Here is an 11,951-nt window from a genome sequence, read left to right as displayed (position 1 = left end):
GGAGTTTCCGGTTCGTCGGGTGCGCGCTCAGTCGTCGTCCGCGTCCGCGTCGCCGATGCCGACCACTGTGAGGTGCGTGCGGTCCAGGCCGGTGTCCTCCAGGCAGCCGCGCAGCCGCATCCGGTCGTGGTCGGTCAGCGCGGGCTGGACCACGCCCGCGAAGAGACCGTCGCCCAGCTTGCCGAGGGTTGCGCGGTTCAGCGGTACGGATGTCGAGTCCCGGCAGCGTTCCCAGAGCTGGTGCGCGGCCAGGGACTCCCGCTCGGCGGTCATGTTCGTACCGCGCATGTCGACCTTGAGCAGCAGGGAGGTCGCCTCGGAGTTCTTCGCCTCCTCCTCGCGGGTCTGGGTGAGGTCGGCGAGCCCCACGACGAGCCCACCGACCAGCGCGGCCCCGACCACACTCACGGCGAGCACGCGCGCGGTACGGCCGGGTCGTCCTCGCCCGCCGATGGGTGGCAGGTCGTCCAACTCGTCCAGGTCGTCCTCGCCGTGCGGATCGGCGTCCCGGGCCGGATCTGGAGCCGCCAGGACGGCGAGCCGGCCCGCGAGCCGCCGTTCCGCCGTGGGCCGGGCCGTGGCCGAAGCGATCCGCTGCACGATCCAGGCGAGACCGGAGAGCAGCACACCGGTGACCATCAGGACCGGAACGAAGACGTACGTACGACTCGTCGGCTCGTCCAGCCAGCGGAACCGGTCGCCGGCCGGCCGGGTCTCCTTCTCCCGCAGCCGCGCCAGCACGTCCTCCTGCCGGCGGTCCGCGTCCCGCATCCGCTCCTCGATCCGCGCGAGCCGCCCGAGCAGCACGATCCCGAGCAGCATCACCTCGACGACCAGCAGCAACACCCCGCACAGGATGGCCCGTTGCCACTGCCACCGGTAGAGGTAGATGACGACGTACGTGCCTGCCCCCGCGGCCGCCGCGCTCCCGAAGAAGTAGGCGACGCGTCTCATCGGAGGTCTCCCCGGGACTCTTGGCCGAGGACCTGTCGTCGTGCCTGTTGTACCTGTTGTTCCTCCCGTTGTTCCTGTTCTTCCTGCTCCCGCACGTGTACGTCGCCTGTGGTGCCGTCGACCGTGAGGCGGGACCCGGGCGGGAAGCGGCGTACGGCGTCCGTGGCGCCGACGACCGTCGGCAGGCCGAACTCCCTGGCCAGCAACGCGAGATGGGACAGCGGGCTGCCCGTCTGCGCGACGAGCCCCGCGAGGCCGGGGAGGAGCGGGGCGAGCGCGGGATCGAGGGTGCGGACGACGAGTACGGGGTCTGCGGGCCGGGTCCCGGTGCCGTCCCAGGCGGTTCCGGCGGCCCGTCCGCCGGACACGCCCTGGCCCGCGCCCGGACTCCTGCCCTTGCTCTTGAATTTGCCCTTGCCCGTGGGCTGTTCGGCGACGACCGTGCCGCCCTCCGCGAGCCGGAACGCGTCGGGCAGGGGCGCCGACACGGCTCGTGGCAGGCGCTCCTTGAAGTCGCCGGGGAGGCGGCCGTGTTCGAGCGCCTCGACGAACTCCCGCCACCGCAGCAGCCCGACCTTCGACGCCTCGCCCAGTCCGCCCCGTACGACCAGCCGCCGCGCCGCCTCCCGGACGAGCCGCACCTGGAGTTCCTGCACCCAGCGGATCCGGAGGCGGAGGGCCTCGCGGGGAGGGAGCGAGGGGAGGGGCGGGGCCGGGAGCGTGGCCACCGCGGGGAGGGTGTCCGTGGAGGCTGCCGCGGGGGCGGCGCCCTGACGTGCCGCCGGTGCGCCCTCCGGGTGTCCGGGATCCGCCGGAAGCCTCAACTCCCTGCCCAGGCCGGGGGCCACCAGCGCCAGCACCACCGGCTGCGCCGCCACCATCCGGTTGTCCGGTACGCCGAGAGCGCGGGACTCGGCGAGAGCGGCGAGGGCCGTGCCCGCGGCCGTGGCGCGGGGCTCGGGGAGGAGGGCGCCCGCGAGAGCCTCCTGGGCGTGCAGGGAGACCAGGACGGTACGGGTCCAGCGGAGGGTGGAGAGGAGGTCGGGGCGGGTGAGCCGGTCCGCGGAGGGTGTCTCGGCGAGCCGGCGGTCGACGTCCGCGACGAGGTCCACCGCGAGACCGGGCAGCGCCGACGTCAGCCGGCCCACCCGCCACGCGGCGGCCAGCCGACGGGCCCCCGGCGCCGGGTTGAGCAGCGCGAGCCACCGGTTCCGGGGCGGTGCGGCGCCCAGCAGCCGCAGATCCGCCGCGGCCCGTCCGCCGACCGACGTGACGACCGGGACCGAGCGCAGTTGCCGCCGGGGCGCGGTGCCCCCGATGTCGAGCGCGGCGGCCAGCCCCCGTGCCATCGGGGCCACCCACAAGTCCTCTTCCAGCGGCTCCAGTTGATCCGGCAGCGTCTCCGCCACCGGTCCGGGGCCGAGCAGCCGCGCCAGGCGCGCGGGCCGCGCCGCCATCGCCGTGATCGGCCGGCTCTGGAACAGCCACAGCCGCCCCGACGCGTCGAACCCGAACTCGATGTCCTGCGGCCCGCCGAAGACCCCGCGCGCCTGCCGCGCCAGCTTGGCCAGGCGACGCAGTCCGTCGGTTCCGAGCAGCTCTTCGGGGTCGTCGGGTTCGGTGCGCAGCAGCCGTCCCCAGCGGCTCAACCAGTAGTTCGTGCCGGGCTGTTCGCCGCTGACCAGGGAGTCGGGCCCGCCCCGCACCGCACTCACCAGCATCCGGTCCGTCCGCCCCTCCACGGGGTCGGCGCCGAACATGACCCCGCCCACCCGGGCCGCGAGCATCGGCTGCACCAGCACGGCCATCGGAGCCACCGTGCCGTCGGGCCGGTGCGCCGAGTCGAGCACGGTCCGCACGGCCGCCCGGAACTCGTGCCAGCCCTGTACGTCCAGCACGGACGCGAACTGGCCCGCCAGGGAGGACTCCTGGGTGTCCTCCTGCGGTGAGGAGGACCGTACGACGAGGGGACGCGTGCCGTCGGCGGAGAGCTCCCGCCAGGCTCGGCGCAATCCTTCCAGGTAGCTGTCTCCTGCCCGCTCGCCAGGCCGATCGCCGAGCGGCACGACGAACCCCGGCAGCACCGGCAGCCCGGCCAGCGCGGCGCGCGCCAGATGAGCCGCCTTGGAGCCGGCGAACGGGATGCGCGCCGCCCGCGGATCGCTCAAGGGGACGGCTTCCGCCAAAGGGAGCGCTTGCGCGGCGAGTCGAGGAATCTCGGGGGCGAGTCGAGGAGCTTCAGGGGCGGTCCGAGGAAACCGGGAGGCCAGTGGATCGCGTATGCGGGGGACACCGCCCTGGTCGTCCCCGTCGCGTGCACCGTCTCCATGACGTTCGTCGACCGTCGTCATCGAACACCCTCCAGGACCGACCGCCAACAGGGGGGACGCGCGGGGGTGGCCCTGCGCCTGACGACGGAACGAAGGATGGGGCGAGCAGCCGTCCGACCGGGGTACGGCCGGGGCGACAACGCGCCTCCTACAGCCGAGGATCCCACTCGCTGTTGTGTTCCATGTCATCCGGAAGTCGGATTCCGGCCGACTGCCTGCTCCTCACTCACCCCTCACCCGGCACCCGGTACTCACCCGGCACCCGGTACTCACTCCTCACCCGGTACTCACGGTGGCGGCAGCGCCGCGCACAACGCCTCCAGCGCGGCCCCGTACGCGTGCTCCGAAGGCGTCGCGTACCCCACGACCAGACCGTCCGGCGCGGGCATGACCGCCTCCGGGTGCCGGAACTCCGCGAGCCCGTCCAGCGCGAGGCCCTGCCACACGGCGGCCTTCACCGCGGTCTGCTCGCTCCCGGGCGGCAGCCGCAGCACCGCGTGGAGCCCGGCCGCGATCCCGGTGACCTCGACGTGCGGCGCGTGCACGGCGAGCGCGTCGACCAGCCGGTCCCGCCGCCTCCGGTACCGCTGGCGCATCCGCCGCACATGACGGTCGTACGACCCCGAGTCGACGAAGTCCGCGAGCGTCAGCTGGTCCAGGACGCTCGCCCACGCCTCCCGCTCGCCCTTGGCCTCCAGGACCCCCTCCACGTACCGCTCCGGAAGGACCATCCAGCCCAGCCGCAACGCGGGCGACAGGCTCTTGCTGACCGAGCCGATGTGGACGACCCGCTCCGGGTCCAGGCCCTGTACGGCCCCCACGGGCTTGCGGTCGTAGCGGAACTCCCCGTCGTAGTCGTCCTCCAGAATCACCCCTCCACGCGCGCGTGCCCAGTCGATCACGGCGGCCCGCCGCGCGGGATGCAGTGGTCCACCGGTCGGGAACTGGTGTGCGGGCGTGAGCAGTACGACCCGCTCCCTGTCCAGGCCGTCGACCCGGGCGCCGTCCTCGTCGAGCGGCAGGGGGACGGTCCGTACGCCCGCCGCCGTCAGCAACTCGCGGTGGAAGGCCAGACCGTACGACTCGACGGCCAGCGGACCGCGCAGCACCTTCGTGAACAGCAGCCGCAGGGCGTGCGCGAAGCCGGAGCAGATCACGATCCGCCCCGGCTCCGTACGGACGCCACGCGCGCGTGCCAGGTACTCCGTGAGCGCCACCCGCAGCTCGATCCGGCCGGCGGGATCACCTGGCCCGAACGCCTCGTTGGGCGCCTGCCGCAGAGCCCGCCGGTACGAGGCGAGCCACGCGGCGCGCGGGAACGACGACGCGTCCGGCGTGCCCTGCCGCAGGTCGTGGCGCGGTCCACGCGCGCGTGGGGGTGCCTTTTTGGGTACGCGCGCGTGCGCGCCCAGCGGCTCGGCCCGCTCGGCGACCAGGGTGCCCGAACCCTGCCGCGCGGTCAGCCAGCCCTCGGCCACGAGCTCGGCGTACGCGTCGGCGACCGTGTTGCGGGCCACGCCCAGGTCGGCGGCGAGCGAGCGGTACGGGGGGAGGCGGGTGCCCGGGGCGAGGCGCCCGCTGCGGACCGCCTCGCGCAGGGCGCGGATCAGAGCGGCGCGTCGGCCACCCGGACCGGACAGTTCCAGATGCAGGTCGGCGCCGATGCGCTCCGCCGAATTGACCCACGAATCTGCCATGGAAATGCACCCTACAGGGGGTCTATCCGCCTCGTAGATTCATGGTCATGACGACGAACACGACGAACGCGACGCAGATGATGGACACGGCGAACACGATGAACGCGGCGCACACGGCGAACGCCCGGGTCAACTTCGCGAAGGCCGCCCCCAAGGCGTTCCGCGCCCTCGTCGGCTTCGACATCGCGGCCCGGGAGGGCCTCGACCCGGCCCTCGTCGAACTGATCCAGATCCGCGCCTCGCACCTCAACCACTGCGCCTACTGCCTCCACATGCACACCAACGACGCGCGCAAGGCGGGCGAGAGCGAGGACCGGCTGCACATGGTCGCCGTGTGGCGCGAGGCCCCGCACTTCTTCACCGAGAAGGAGCGCGCGGCCCTAGCCCTGACGGAGGCGGTGACCCTGGTCGCCGACGACGGCGTCCCGGCCGACGTCTACGCCGAGGCCGCGGCCCGGTTCGACGAAAAGGACCTGGCCCAGGTGCTGGCACTGATCTTCGCGATCAACACCTGGAACCGGGTCGCCCTGGCGACGGCGAAGATGGCGGGGACGGACGAACGCTGAACAGTGTGAGCGCAGCAATGGGCGGGAGCGGTGGCTACGCGGTCATCGGGCGGTCGTACGGTCCGATCGGCGCCGGCAGCTGAGAGGTGCCCGTCAGATGGCGGTCCACCGCCGCTGCCACCGCCCGCCCCTCGGCGATCGCCCACACGATCAGGGACTGGCCGCGGGCGGCATCGCCCGCCGCGTACACGCCGGGCACGTTCGTCGCGAAGTCCGCGTCGCGGGTGATCGTGCCACGGGGATCGAGCGCGAGTCCTAGCTGGTCGACGAGGCCGTCGGAGCGGTCGGGGCCGGAGAAGCCGAGTGCGAGCAGCACGAGGTCGGCGGGGAGCACCCGTCCGGAGCCGGGGCGCGGGCGGCGTTCCGCGTCGACCTCGATCAGGTGCAGCGAACGGACGCGCCCGGCCGCGTCACCGGTGAAGCGGAGCGTCGAGGCGGCGAAGAGCCGCGCGTCGGCGTCCGCCGCGGGTGCCGTCTCCAGGTCCCGGGCCTCCTCGTGCGCCGCGGACAGCCGGTAGATCTTCGGGTACACAGGCCAAGGGTCGGCGTCCTCGTCCCGCTCCTCGCCCGGCTGCGCGTAGATGTCCAGCTGCGTCACGGACCTCGCGCCCTCGCGCACCGCCGTACCCAGACAGTCGGCGCCCGTGTCACCACCACCGACGATGACGACGTGCTTGCCCGCCGCCGACAGCGGTGACGTCTCCAGGTCCCCCTCGCACACCCGGTTGGCCAGCGGCAGATACTCCATCGCCTGATGGATGCCGCTCAACTCCCGCCCGGGGACCGGCAGTTCACGCCAGGCGGTGGCACCCACGGCGAGGACGACCGCGTCGTACCTGGCCCGCAACTCGGCCGCCCCGACATCCCGGCCGACGGCGGTCGACGTACGGAACTTCGTTCCCTCCGCCCGCATCTGGGCGACCCGCCGCTCCAAGTGCCGCTTCTCCATCTTGAATTCGGGGATCCCGTACCGCATCAGCCCGCCGATCCGGTCGTCCCGCTCGTACACGGCGACCGTGTGCCCGGCCCGGGTCAGCTGCTGCGCCGCGGCGAGCCCGGTGGGCCCCGAGCCGATCACCGCGACCGTCCTGTCGGACAGCCGGTCCGGCGGGCGCGGCGGCGCGAATCCGTCCTCCCAGGCCCGGTCGGCGATGGCGACCTCGACGTTCTTGATGGTGACCGCCGGCTGGTTGATCGCCAGGACGCAGCCCGCCTCGCACGGCGCGGGACACAACCGGCCGGTGAACTCGGGAAAGTTGTTCGTCGCGTGCAGCCGGTCGCTCGCCGCCCGCCAGTCGTCGCGCGAGACCAGGTCGTTCCATTCGGGGATCAGATTGCCCAGCGGACAGGCGTCGTGGCAGAACGGGACACCGCAGTCCATGCACCGGTCGGCCTGCGTGCGGATGATCGGCAGCAGCGCCCCCGGGACGTACACCTCGTCCCAGTCATGGGCCCGCTCCCCGACGGGGCGCCGCGGCCACTCCTCGCGGGAGGCATTGAGGAAACCCTTGGGATCGGCCACGGCCGTCTCCCTCACGTACGTGAACGGGGCCCCTGCGGTCTCCGTCGCCGACACCATCGTCCGGGCGGCGGGCCGAGGGCCTGTCGGCAGACTCTTCCCGCCACGATACGACGCCGTGGCCGCGCCCGCCTCGGACGTGCGCGGGCACATCCACCGGGGGGCGCGGCCACGTGGGCCGACGAGCGATACCGGGTACGCCTCAGGTCAGCGCCAGTACGTACGAGATCGTGGCGGCGGCCGCCGCGACCGTCCGGACGTGGTTCCACATCGTCCACTCGCTCACATACGTGGGCCAGTACGCGACGGCCTCCGGCGTACCGGCCTCCATCGTGGCCAGCTTGTTGTTGCGTGGGACGTTGGCCGCGATCGTGACCCCGAAACAGCCGAACAGATACAGCGCGCTGCCCAGCAGCATCTCCACCGTGCCCTCGTCGGGCCACAGCACGAAGGTGACCACCGCGAGCACGGCACACATCACCGCCGAACCGAGGAACAGGAACATGAACGCCGGCGTCAGCGCGGTCACGTTGATCGCCTGCATCGCGGCGACTCCCTGCGCCGGCGGCAGCGCGGCGAGGCCCTTCATCACGAACGTCGAGAACCCGATGAAAACACCGGCCACCAGCCCGGTGCCGAGCACTCCCACCATGGTGATGACGAAGAACGGTCCCTCGATCATGGCAACTCCCGCGTAAGTAGAACCCTTGGGCAACAACCCGCGCACCGCTCCCAGAACCGCCGGTCCGGACGACCCCGAACCCAAAGATCCTGCCCGGCACTCCCTGTCACCACAAGTGAAATGCCGTACGGGAAGGGTGACCATGGCCGAGGGGCTCGGGGGCATGCTCGGTCGTCCAGGCGCGAGATCCCGGGCGGGCCCGGGGCGGACCGGGCAGACCGGTGTAGCCCCGGGATGGACCCTGGCTGGACCCGGGATGGGCCCTGGGCGGACCCGGGGTGGGAGCGCCCGCAGAGTCGGGGCGTGGCCGAGGGCTGTTCGGGTGAGTGGCCGGGGCGGGTCTCGCTCACCCCCGCTTGCCTCAGCCCCGCTATGCTTCGCCCCCGCTCGGCCTCGCCACGCCCGCGCGCCACCCCGTGAGCGTCGCCTCGACCGTGGGAGCGATCCGGCGCCGGGCCTCATGCCGCGGAACGCCGCTCATCAGCAGTTGGTCGTACGGGGTGTCCGTGTGCCGGACCGCGGCGCGCACCGCCGACGTCACCGCGCCCTCGGACAAGGCACGCCCGGCGGCACTGCGTCCTACGCGCCCGCTGCCCCGCACCGAGGCGTGCCCGGCGATCGCGTACGCCCGGTCGTCCGGACAACCGGGAAACAGCCGCCGGATCTCCTTCGCGAACGCGTCCGTGAACCGCAGATCCTCCGCGGCCCGCCGCCGCGCGTCCCGGGCCCGGCGCCGCCGCCGCGCCTCCGCGTCCGCCAGGCACCGCTCCTCGGCCCGCGCGAGCGCCGCCTCCTCGACGAGCACACCCTGCCGCTCGTACCGGCCGCGCCGACGGTTGAACCGGACGACCACCGCCGACAGCGCGCTCCCCTCCCGCGACCGCCGCGTCAACGCCGTGTCCCCGCGCGGCAGGAACACCAGATGACCGAGGTCGGCACAGTCGAGGCACCGAGGCGTCCCCTCCTCCAGCACCAGCAACGAGAGCGGCCCGCCCCGGCACTCGGCACAGTGCCGCCGCTTGACCGGCTGGACGACGAGAAGCCCGGTACGGGGCGGGGGAGTTGTCGTGGTCGTCATGGGTGTGTCATTCCCTCCCGGCGAGGCGGCCTGCCCGGTTCCCGCCGAGAATCCGGTTCACGCCGAGAAGCCGACGATCCGCTCGGGCACGACACGGACGATCACGCGGACCTCGTCGTCCTTCTCCGAGGGCGGGTCGATCCCGAGGTACTTGTGCGAGAGCTCGTACGGCAGGCGCTTGCCCTCGTCGGGGAGGATCTCGGCGGTGCCGCGGATCTCCACCGAGGTGTAGGGGTTGGCGAGGTCGTAGACCGAGATACTGATCCGGGGATCGCGCCGGAGGTTACGGATCTTCTGCCGGCCGTCGGTCGAGGAGAAGAGCACGGTGTCGCCCTCACGTTTGAACCAGACCACCGAGTTCTGGGGACCACCGCCGGGACCCAGAGTGGCGACGCTGGCGAAGTTCTTGCCGTCGAGGAGTGCGCGGACCGAGTCGTCGAAAGAGATCGTCATGGTGCCAGGCTAACTACATGCGTGTGCATATAAAAGTCCTTTCGAGTGGGAATCGCGAAGCGAAGCCCTGCTTCTGCTCAGCCGTTCCACGCCGGGTGGCGCGGATCGTCCGCGCGCACCAGGATGTCGGCCGTGTCGCCCGGCGCCGTCTCGTTCTCATAGCGCTCGTACGCGGGAAGCGTCCAGTGCTCGCTCTCGGGGGTACGCCGGCGCAGCGCACCCGGTGAGAGGCGTACGTGGACGGTGAGGTCGAACGGGAACCAGTGGTGCAGCAACAGTGGACCGTGCAGCAACAGCACGGCGCCGGGCGGGAGTTGGACGTACGGGCTACGGGTTGCCCGGTCGGTGGCCGGGTCCCAGAGGTCGGGCAGTACACGGCCGTCGCCGCCGGCCTCCAGCGGGCCGAAGACCTCGCGCCACAGGGCACCGGTGTCGAACCAGCCGCCGTAGTACGCCTCGACGTCCTGGTGGCCGTACTCGAACCGCAGCGAGGCGGGCCGCAGGAAGTCCTCCGTGCCGACGACGAGCGCGGACCTGCCGCGCAGACGCAGGGCCTCGGCGACGAGTTCGGCGAGATCACCGGGCCGGGCGGCCGGAGCCCCGTCGAAGGCGATACGCGGCCAGGGGCTGCCGTCGGCCGGCTTCAGGTCGAGCAGGCGCTCGGCGAGGAGGTCGCCGAGCCGGTCCCAGGTGATCGCTTCGAGTCGCACCCGGCCCATGATGCCGCGCGGGCGGACGGGAGCGGTGGGCCGGTATGTCGGGCGGAAGCCGCGAACTTCCGGGTGCGTATCTCCTCGTACCCGGCGAGAATGTAGGGCGCCGGGACTAGCGGTGCCTCCCCGCGCCGCGCCGGCCGTCCGGCACCGGGAGGTACTACATGACCACCGCCGGAGACATCATGCACCGCGGCGCCCAGTGGATCCCCGCTCACGAGACGCTGGACCGTGCCGCCCAGCTGATGCGTGAGCTCAATGTGGGCGCGCTGCCCATCAGCGACGAGAACGAACGGCTCTGCGGCATCCTCACGGACCGGGACATCGTGATCGGCTGCGTGGCCATGGGCCATGACCCGGCACGCATCACCGCGGGGGAGATGGCCAAGGGCACGCCGCGCTGGATCGACTCGGACGCCGACGTGAGCGACGTACTCGGCGAGATGCAGGGGCACCAGATCCGCCGCCTTCCTGTGATCGAGAACAAGCGCCTGGTCGGGATGATCAGCGAGGCCGACCTGGCCGCGCATCTGACGGACGAACAACTCGCGGGCTGGGCCGAGAGCGTCTACGCGAAGAGCGCGGCACGCTGACCCCGAGGCCCCCCACGGCGCGACCGGGAGACCCGCGGAGCCCGGCCGGCTGACACGTGCTCGTCCGGCCGCGCGCGCCGGACGAGCGGGGTCACAGCCAGCCGTTGCGCTTGAACCCCCGGTAGAGCGTGGAGCACACGATGGCGATCACGCCGACGGCCAGGCCGTAGCCGAACTTCCAGCGCAGCTCAGGCATGTAGTCGAAGTTCATGCCATAGACCCCGCAGACCATGGTTGGCACGGCGATCAGGGCCGCCCATGCCGTGATCTTCCGCATGTCCTCGTTCTGCGCGACGCTGACCTGCGCGAGATGCGCCTGCAGAATCGAGTTGAGCAGCTCGTCGAACGCGGCTATCTGCTCGGCGGCCCGCAGCTGGTGGTCGGAGACGTCGCGGAAGTACGCCTGTATCTCCGGGTCGATCACCCGGATCGGCCGGGTGGCGAGATCCATGATGGGGCGGCCCAGCGGGACCACCGCCCGCTTCAGCTCAAGGAGTTCACGCTTGAGCTGGTAGATGCGCCCGGGGTCGGCCCGCGCGCCGTTCGCGGCGAACACATCCGTCTCGACCCGGTCGATGTCCTCCTGCACCGAGTCCGTGACGTTCAGATAGTCGTCCACCACATGGTCCGCGATCGCGTGCAGCACCGCGGCCGGGCCCTTGGCGAGCTGCTCGGGGCGGGCCTCCAACTCCTCGCGCAGCGGGCCGAGCGAACCGTGCCTGCCGTGCCGCACCGTGACCACGAAGTCCTGGCCGACGAACACCATGATCTCGCCGGTGTTCACCACCTCGCTGGTCGCGGTCAGTTCGGTGTGCTCGACGTAGCAGACCGTCTTGAACACGGCGAACAGTGTGTCGCCGTACCGCTCCAGCTTCGGGCGCTGATGGGCGTCCACCGCGTCCTCGACCGCCAGCGGGTGGAGGTCGAACAGCTCGGCGATGCCCGCGAACTCCACTTCCGTCGGCTCGTGCAGCCCGAGCCAGACGAATCCGCCGTCGGCCTTGCGGATCCGCTGGACCGTCTCGACCAGATCGCGGCCGGCGGGGACCCTCGACCCCTCTTCGTACGCCACGCAGTTCACCACCGCGGTGCCCAGCGGAGACCGGGCGGGGTGACTCAGGTCGACACGGGCGCGCCGTCGTGTCAGCCGTGCCACCCTGCGGAGGCCGCCGACCTTGCTCAGGCCCGTGACCTTTCGCAGATTCCCTGCCATGGACATCTGGATCTCCTTGCGTGGATCTCCTCGCGCCGCACTCTGCGCCTTGCCGCGGCCAGTCTGCCAGGATGTTTTGACGGCCGGGAAAGCCTGTGGGAACGGAGGATTCCGTTCCGGATCTACCGTCTCTGCCGGTACTGGCGAGGCGGC

At 72.1% G+C, this 11,951-nt stretch carries 11 protein-coding genes; 2 read left to right on the top strand and 9 right to left on the bottom strand.

Annotated features, from left to right (window positions below):
* Positions 1-27 precede the first annotated feature (27 nt).
* The 3 genes from ACFWXQ_RS26680 to ACFWXQ_RS26670 form a co-directional block, all read right to left on the bottom strand.
* Positions 28-954: a hypothetical protein gene (locus ACFWXQ_RS26680; protein ID WP_383936190.1), complete on the bottom strand. Its 927-nt coding sequence runs from the start codon at positions 952-954 to the stop codon at positions 28-30.
* Positions 951-3,122 (bottom strand): PEP/pyruvate-binding domain-containing protein, encoded by a 2,172-nt coding sequence (locus ACFWXQ_RS26675; protein ID WP_383936188.1) that lies wholly within the window; start codon positions 3,120-3,122, stop codon positions 951-953. Before ACFWXQ_RS26675 ends, ACFWXQ_RS26680 begins: the two co-directional genes overlap by 4 nt.
* Before the next feature lie 449 nt (positions 3,123-3,571).
* Positions 3,572-4,981 (bottom strand): PLP-dependent aminotransferase family protein, encoded by a 1,410-nt coding sequence (locus ACFWXQ_RS26670; RefSeq protein ID WP_383936186.1) that lies wholly within the window; start codon positions 4,979-4,981, stop codon positions 3,572-3,574.
* A gap of 80 nt (positions 4,982-5,061) precedes the next feature.
* On the opposite strand from ACFWXQ_RS26670, the gene ACFWXQ_RS26665 reads away from it, so the two are divergent.
* Entirely contained in the window at positions 5,062-5,547 is a 486-nt protein-coding gene (locus ACFWXQ_RS26665) for a carboxymuconolactone decarboxylase family protein (protein WP_383936256.1), read from the top strand.
* 34 nt (positions 5,548-5,581) lie between these two features.
* Here the strand turns inward: ACFWXQ_RS26665 and ACFWXQ_RS26660 are convergent, their stop codons facing one another.
* From ACFWXQ_RS26660 to ACFWXQ_RS26640, 5 genes are all read right to left on the bottom strand, one after another.
* Positions 5,582-7,069 (bottom strand): glutamate synthase subunit beta, encoded by a 1,488-nt coding sequence (locus tag ACFWXQ_RS26660; protein ID WP_383936184.1) that lies wholly within the window; start codon positions 7,067-7,069, stop codon positions 5,582-5,584.
* A 199-nt stretch (positions 7,070-7,268) separates the two neighbouring features.
* The gene (locus tag ACFWXQ_RS26655; protein WP_383936182.1) at positions 7,269-7,748 is read right to left on the bottom strand and encodes a DUF1772 domain-containing protein; all 480 of its coding nucleotides are present in this window, start codon (positions 7,746-7,748) and stop codon (positions 7,269-7,271) included.
* 370 nt (positions 7,749-8,118) lie between these two features.
* Positions 8,119-8,826: a DUF2293 domain-containing protein gene (locus ACFWXQ_RS26650; RefSeq protein WP_383936180.1), complete on the bottom strand. Its 708-nt coding sequence runs from the start codon at positions 8,824-8,826 to the stop codon at positions 8,119-8,121.
* A 57-nt stretch (positions 8,827-8,883) separates the two neighbouring features.
* A complete protein-coding gene (locus ACFWXQ_RS26645; protein ID WP_383936179.1) occupies positions 8,884-9,279 on the bottom strand; it encodes a PPOX class F420-dependent oxidoreductase in 396 nt (131 codons plus the stop codon).
* 77 nt (positions 9,280-9,356) lie between these two features.
* Entirely contained in the window at positions 9,357-9,998 is a 642-nt protein-coding gene (locus ACFWXQ_RS26640; RefSeq protein ID WP_383936177.1) for a uridine kinase, read from the bottom strand.
* 158 nt (positions 9,999-10,156) lie between these two features.
* Between ACFWXQ_RS26640 and ACFWXQ_RS26635 the strand changes: the two genes are divergently transcribed.
* A complete protein-coding gene (locus ACFWXQ_RS26635) occupies positions 10,157-10,585 on the top strand; it encodes a CBS domain-containing protein (RefSeq protein ID WP_361995308.1) in 429 nt (142 codons plus the stop codon).
* A 91-nt stretch (positions 10,586-10,676) separates the two neighbouring features.
* Here the strand turns inward: ACFWXQ_RS26635 and ACFWXQ_RS26630 are convergent, their stop codons facing one another.
* Positions 10,677-11,804: a magnesium and cobalt transport protein CorA gene (locus tag ACFWXQ_RS26630; protein ID WP_383936174.1), complete on the bottom strand. Its 1,128-nt coding sequence runs from the start codon at positions 11,802-11,804 to the stop codon at positions 10,677-10,679.
* Positions 11,805-11,951: the final 147 nt, after the last annotated feature.

This window comes from Streptomyces sp. NPDC058697 (assembly GCF_042715345.1).
GTDB lineage: Bacteria > Actinomycetota > Actinomycetes > Streptomycetales > Streptomycetaceae > Streptomyces > Streptomyces liliifuscus.
The sequence above is the reverse complement of the archived record's forward strand: the minus strand, read 5'-3'. Positions and strand labels throughout refer to the sequence as shown.

Coding starts and splice junctions, on each gene's coding strand:
- ACFWXQ_RS26680 (WP_383936190.1), bottom strand. CDS start 954: ATGAGACGCGTCGCCTACTTCTTCGGGAGCGCGGCGGCCGCGGGGGCA.
- ACFWXQ_RS26670 (WP_383936186.1), bottom strand. CDS start 4,981: ATGGCAGATTCGTGGGTCAATTCGGCGGAGCGCATCGGCGCCGACCTG.
- ACFWXQ_RS26650 (WP_383936180.1), bottom strand. CDS start 8,826: ATGACGACCACGACAACTCCCCCGCCCCGTACCGGGCTTCTCGTCGTC.
- ACFWXQ_RS26635 (WP_361995308.1), top strand. CDS start 10,157: ATGACCACCGCCGGAGACATCATGCACCGCGGCGCCCAGTGGATCCCC.
- ACFWXQ_RS26645 (WP_383936179.1), bottom strand. CDS start 9,279: ATGACGATCTCTTTCGACGACTCGGTCCGCGCACTCCTCGACGGCAAG.
- ACFWXQ_RS26640 (WP_383936177.1), bottom strand. CDS start 9,998: ATGGGCCGGGTGCGACTCGAAGCGATCACCTGGGACCGGCTCGGCGAC.
- ACFWXQ_RS26630 (WP_383936174.1), bottom strand. CDS start 11,804: ATGTCCATGGCAGGGAATCTGCGAAAGGTCACGGGCCTGAGCAAGGTC.
- ACFWXQ_RS26655 (WP_383936182.1), bottom strand. CDS start 7,748: ATGATCGAGGGACCGTTCTTCGTCATCACCATGGTGGGAGTGCTCGGC.
- ACFWXQ_RS26665 (WP_383936256.1), top strand. CDS start 5,062: ATGGACACGGCGAACACGATGAACGCGGCGCACACGGCGAACGCCCGG.